The sequence below is a fragment of the Arthrobacter sp. SDTb3-6 genome (assembly GCF_013376095.1).
Lineage (GTDB): Bacteria > Actinomycetota > Actinomycetes > Actinomycetales > Micrococcaceae > Specibacter.
Genome location: NZ_JAAMFN010000077.1, coordinates 1 through 5810 on the forward strand (window position 1 = coordinate 1; position 5810 = coordinate 5810).

Consider the following 5810-nt stretch of genomic DNA (forward strand, 5'->3'; position numbering starts at 1 on the left):
GGGCTATCAAAGGGTGATATGCCACGGCCTACATGACTGGGTGTTACGCGTCGCAGTGGATGGCCGCGGGTAGTTGCGTTGCCTGACGATGGTGCTGTCTTGGCCCCGGGGTTCGTTGGCGGCGTCAGCGTGACGACCAGATCCGCTATTCCCGCCGGCGCACAAAATTTTGCAGTAGCCACATTGGTGGCTTGATTTTGCTCGGTCCTCCGGTCATGGTGTGAAGCATTCATTCCTGGCTTCGCTGTTCTACACGAAGTGGCTCCTTCCCCGCCGGGCGTGTGGTAGGCAAGAGTCATTGATATGAGCGTTTGGTGGAGGAAGAGGAGCAGGCACGATGATGGTCGTGGGCAGCCCCGAACAGACGGAGACAGCCTTGCTGGCCGGCGAAGTGGCCTGCCCTCATTGCTCGGCGCCGCTGCACCCTCACGGTCACGCCCGCACCCGGACCGTGCGCGGCCTGGGCCAGGAGTGGGTGACCGTACAACCGCGACGCGCCCGGTGCGGCGGCTGCAGGCGCACCCAGGTCCTGTTGCCGGCTGCGTTGACCCTACGCCGGGCCGACACTGTGGAGGTGATCGGGACCGCGCTGGCGGCCAAGGCCGCCGGCAACGGGTACCGCACGATCGCCGCCGGGATGGGCCGGCCAGTCTCGACGGTGCGGCGCTGGTTCCGCCGGGTCCCGGAGAAGCACGTCCACTGGCTGTACGAACAGGCGGTGAAGCACGCGTTTGACCTCAACCCGGACATGCTGTTCCGCCCCAAGGAGTGGCCGAGCCTGCTCGGTTGGAGCTTGAACATCTTGGCCGGTGCCGCACTGGCCTTCAACCGCTTGGCAAGCACCGAGCTGCCGCCTTGGACCGTGATCGGGTACTTCACACGAGGTAACCTGCTCAGCCCACCCGTGCGCACCTAAAAAGTGACGAGACCGTGATTTGCCATGCCCTGAAACAAACGTCACCATTACGACGACACTGATTGCCATCTCTTCCGCCCGGCAGCAATGCCAACCACCGCGTCACGATGACGACCCAACCCGCCATTCCCATCGCCAAGAAGGGCGACGCCGCCATCGTCAAACAATGCGCTCGGTAACAACTGGGGCCGTCTGCTTTGTTCGGGAACCTTGGTTGAGTAGTTGCCAGTACTAAACCTACCTCTTCGGTGCCAGCATTCGGAGAACCATAGTTAGGTATTCCATTGCAGCGGGACGTGATGGGTATTGGCGCTCGGCCAGTGGCGCTGGTCAGGGGTGGCCCTATCTTCCTCGAATGGTGACTGGCGGGCCTGGGGCCGGCTGGCGGACTGGTGGTATTCCGGCTGGGCGTGACATCCCTATTTTCTGACCTACACCTGGCGGTGTCTTGCGATCGACCCATCCGCGCGGCCGGAGCGGGGGTCGTGGTGAGCGGCAGGTCTGCACGGCGGGCCAGCCCGGAGACGGCCAGTCCGTTGCGCGAGCCGTCAATTGCGTCAACGATTTTCGCGAAACGCCGTATGACGGACTCGCCCGACTGCGAGTTGGCCACGCGGCCTCCCCCTGGACAATCACCGGATCTTCACGGATACCAGCCTACGTCTCGGACGCAGCCGTTCGCTGTCGGGGTTTCAGCCAAACCTTGGGTGGCGTCGGTCTGCTTACGCTTGACACATGGAACTTCGCTGGATGCGCACCTTTGTCGCCGTTGCCAATGAATTGAATTATGGCGGGCCGCCGTGATCCTGCACATTAGCCAGCCGGCCGTGAGCCAGCAGATCCGCCAGCTGGAACACGGGGTCGGCACGCCGCTGTTGGTGCGCAATTCCCGCTCGGTGGGTCTCACGCCTGCGGGGAGGGCCTTTCTGCCGCGATGCCGCGCAACGTTGAAGGCGGCCGATTCGGCGGTGCGGGCTGCCCTCAATGCTGTCGACGGCGACCACGGCGTGGTCCGGCTGGGTTTTGCCGGGGGAATGGCCGGCCCTGCAGTTTCCACGCTGACGGGGGAGGTGCGCAGGCGGTTTCCCGGGATCGAGGTGAGGATTTCCGCCTCACTACACACCGTGGGCGTGCTGGAGCAGCTTTCCTCCGACGGGCTTGATATTGGTTTCATGGCTGAACAGCGTCAGGTGCCGGGAATCTCCTCCCGGCTGGTGTCCGAAGCGGCGCTGTGTGCCGTCGTCCCGCTTCACCACCGTGCAGCCGGACGGAAAGTTGTGGCCCTGGCGTCCCTGGCCGAGGACCCGTTTGTGTTGATTGAGGCCACGGCCGGACTGAAGCTGGGCGACATGGCGGTGGAGGCATGCCTTGACGCGGGATTTGCGCCGAGGGTGGTCCAGCAGGCTCCGGACACCTACACGATGTTGGCGCTCGTGAGCGCCGGCGTGGGCATATCGGTTGTGCCGGACGCCATGGCCGGCGCCTGGTCTGGGGCCGTGGTGTTCGTGCCGCTGGTTGACGTGGACCGCAGGCTGCGTTCCGTGATCGCCTGGCGTGAAGACGCTGCGTCGGGAGCTCTTCTCAAGGTCCTTGACGTGGCTGGCGAATTGTTCCCTACGCCGGACAGTGATAAGTAGCTCTTATCGCTTGGCGTAAACATTGATATTGGACACTAATGGCAACCGGATGCCAATGTGGTTTTAACAAACCGTGACGTGCATCACCGCTTTCATTCCAAGGACCAAAGATGCTCAAAACCTTCAACCTCTCCACAACCCTGTCGGCCGTCCCCGCACTGAGCGGACCCGTTCCGGCCACTCCCGGGAGCTATCCGTTTTCCACCATGCAGCATGCCGTCAAACCCGTGGACCTAGCCGGATGGGGCTACGTCGAGGAGGAGTACTTTGTCTCCGGAAATGCCAACGTCTATTCGGCGGACGGGGCCGGGCGCCCCCAGATCGATGCGGCCGGCATCCCGTACGTCAACCGGCTGCTGGTCCGGCGTCCTGCTGATGCTGCCACTGCCAGCGGGGTTGTCTGGGTGGACATCCTCAACGCATCCAACGGTTTCGACGTCGAGGACCACTGGCGCCGGGCCTGGAGCCATTGGATGGGCAGGGGCGACACCTATGTCGGGGTCACCTCCAAGCCCATCAACGTGGACGCGTTGAAAAACTTTGATCCGGAACGCTACGGTGAGCTGAGCTGGGACTTGCCGGACGCCGTCGCCCGACCCGCCCTCAATGCCGTGGATGACGGTTCATGGAACCCGTTTCAGGAGCTCCCGGGAGCCGAAGAAGGCCTGGCATGGGACATTTTCACCCAGCTCGGAACTTTGCTGCGCAGCCCCGCGGGGCACGCGATTACCGGGCTCGGTGGTCCCCGGCTGCTGTTCCTCATTGGCCAGTCGCAGTCGGCCATTTACTTGAACACCTGGATATATGCCTTCCACGAGCAGGCGAGTCTGGCAAACGGCGGGCGGCTCTTTGACGGCTACCTTGCCACCGTTGGGGCAGCACTCGTGCGGCCGCTGCGCCAAGGTAACGGTGACGCCGCCGCCACTCCGTTTGCGACGACGGAACGTCCCCTGCCGGATCTCGATGTCCCGCACATTACCGTCACGTCCGAAGGCGACGTTGCTCTGCTTGGTGCCGGCACCAGGCTCGTGGAGCCGGGGTACCTTGACGGGCCGCTGCGCCGCCACTACATGGTGGCAGGCACTCCACACACCGACCTGCGCTCCACGGTGCTCCCGGCTGGCGGGGAGATCCTGCGTGCCGGCCGCCTGCCGCGGACCATGGACGGGGCCTTTCTTGAGGCGTTGAACCTGTTTCCGCTGGAGCCGGCCATCATCGCAGCCATGGACGCCTTGGTGGCGTGGGCCGGCGAGGGGCAGGCCGCACCGGCCTCGGCACACTTCGACACCGCTCCGGACGGGTCGCTGCTCCGGGATGCGGACGGCAACGTCCAAGGAGGGTTGCGATTCGGGCTCATGGCCCACCCGCTGGCAACCTTTACGGGTTCGGACGAGGGTGAGGTTTACGGGACCATGTCACTCTTCGACGCGGACCGGGTTCGTGCAAGGTACGCCTCGCTCGGCGACTACCTCTCTGCGGTGGCCGGACACGACGAGGCACTGCGCGCCGCAGGCTACCTGAATGACGACGGCGCCAGGCAGCTGCGTGGCGTCGCCCAGGAATTGTGGAACAGGCTCGCCTGACGCAATCCTCTACCTTTTGATCCGCAATCCAGATTCACAGTGAAGTGAAAGGCGCCACCATGTCATCCAACCCTTCGGCAAAAGCCCCCACACAGCCGAATATGGCCCGCCGCGCCGCCATCAGCGCATTCGCCGGCAGCACCATCGAATACTTTGACTTTGTCATCTTCGCCACGGCCTCCGCGCTCGTGTTCAACAAAGTCTTCTTTGCCGGGCTCGGCGGGCACGCAGCATTGCTGGCCTCACTGGCCACTTTCGGCGTCGCATACATCGCCAGGCCCTTGGGCGCCGTCGTTCTCGGCGGGCTCGGTGACTGGATTGGCCGGCGTGCCGTTCTGACCACCACGCTCGTCATAATGGGAGGTGCCACCTTCGTCGTCGGTCTGCTGCCCGGCTATGACGTCCTGGGCGCCGCAGCCCCGATCGCATTGGTCGCCATGCGCGTCTTGCAGGGCTTATCCGCCGGCGCCGAGCAGGCCGGGTCCAACACCCTGACATCCGAGCACGCACCGAAGGAAAAGCGCGGCCTGTACACCAGCTGGACCATGCAGGGCGTGGTGGCTGGGACGTTGCTGGCCGGGGCGTCGTTCATGCCCATCACCGCCGCAGGGGAGGGCTTCCTGCTTGGCGGCGGCTGGCGCATTCCCTTCCTACTGGCTGGCCCGTTGACCCTGGTCGCGTTCTGGATTCGTTCCAGGGTGGATGAGCCGGAAGTGTTTACCGATGCCCGCGTCGACGCCCCGGTCGTGAAGACCATTCCGGTACTGGATATTTTTCGTTACCACTGGGCCAACCTCATCCGCGTCATCTTTTGCAGCCTGTTCGCCCTGAGCGGGTCCATCATTGGCGTGTTTGCCTTGGCCTACGGGACGAAGACTGCCGGGGTTGACGCGACGACGCTGATCCTCATCAGCACGATTACCGGTGTGGTCGGGTTGGTGGTGCAGCCGTTCATGGCCGTCCTGTCGGACAAGATTGGCCGCAAGCCGGTGTTTATCAGCAGCGTGTTGTTGATCGCCGTCGGGTTCTTTGCGATCTTCGCGGCCCTGGGCACAGGTAATGTTGCTCTGATCTTTGTGGCGTTCCTGGGCGTGCAGCTTGTCGCAGTAGCCGGCAACGTGGTGCAGGCATCGTTCTACACGGAAATGTTCCCCACCAAAGTCCGCTACACCGGGGTCGCGTTCGGCACCCAGCTGGGCCTGGTCCTTGTCGGCTTTGCCCCGGCCATCGGCGCCGCCATCCAGCAGCCGGGTCGTGACGGCTGGGTGCCGGTGGCTATCTTTGGGGCCGCGGGCATGGTTCTGGCCGCGATCTCGGCGGCCACCGCAAAGGAAACCCGCGGCATGGACTTCGCCCCGGCTGTCGAAGAAGGCGCCGTGCCGTCGAAGGAACTGGTCGACTAATTAAGCCCGGCGCAAGCCGCACAAAATACTGAGGGCGCGTGCCGCGGTCTTATACCCTTTACGGTACGACGGCGGCACGCGCCCTTGGCGGTGGATACAAGCTTGATAACCACCGGTCACAAGAATCCACCCTGTGGACCGGCGCGGCCCGCAGGCAACGGCTTCGCAGCTGGCAGCCGACCGCGGAGGACAGCAATGGGGCCCCGCTGCCCCAAGGAATGACAGAGGGCCCGGCAGGGATTGTGCACCTCCGCCGGGCCCCTTCCAATCC

4 protein-coding genes are annotated in these 5810 nt (G+C 64.1%); all 4 read left to right on the top strand.

The genetic code is table 11. From position 1 onward, the window contains the following. The first annotated feature begins 337 nt into the window (after positions 1-337). Positions 338-916, top strand: coding sequence for a DUF6431 domain-containing protein (locus tag G6035_RS19105; RefSeq protein WP_176618687.1), 579 nt, complete (start codon positions 338-340; stop codon positions 914-916). A gap of 800 nt (positions 917-1716) precedes the next feature. Further along, on the top strand, positions 1717-2553 hold the full coding sequence (locus G6035_RS19110) for a LysR family transcriptional regulator (protein WP_176618688.1): 837 nt from the start codon (positions 1717-1719) through the stop codon (positions 2551-2553). Positions 2554-2663: 110 nt separating this feature from the next. Continuing rightward, complete coding sequence (locus tag G6035_RS19115) at positions 2664-4136, top strand: alpha/beta hydrolase domain-containing protein (RefSeq protein ID WP_176618689.1); 1473 nt, start codon at positions 2664-2666, stop codon at positions 4134-4136. 101 nt (positions 4137-4237) lie between these two features. Next, positions 4238-5539 carry an MFS transporter gene (locus G6035_RS19120; RefSeq protein WP_176618690.1) on the top strand — a complete coding sequence of 434 codons (1302 nt, stop codon included), beginning with the start codon at positions 4238-4240 and terminating at the stop codon, positions 5537-5539. Positions 5540-5810 lie beyond the last annotated feature (271 nt).

Coding starts and splice junctions, on each gene's coding strand:
- G6035_RS19105 (WP_176618687.1), top strand. CDS start 338: ATGATGGTCGTGGGCAGCCCCGAACAGACGGAGACAGCCTTGCTGGCC.
- G6035_RS19120 (WP_176618690.1), top strand. CDS start 4,238: ATGGCCCGCCGCGCCGCCATCAGCGCATTCGCCGGCAGCACCATCGAA.
- G6035_RS19115 (WP_176618689.1), top strand. CDS start 2,664: ATGCTCAAAACCTTCAACCTCTCCACAACCCTGTCGGCCGTCCCCGCA.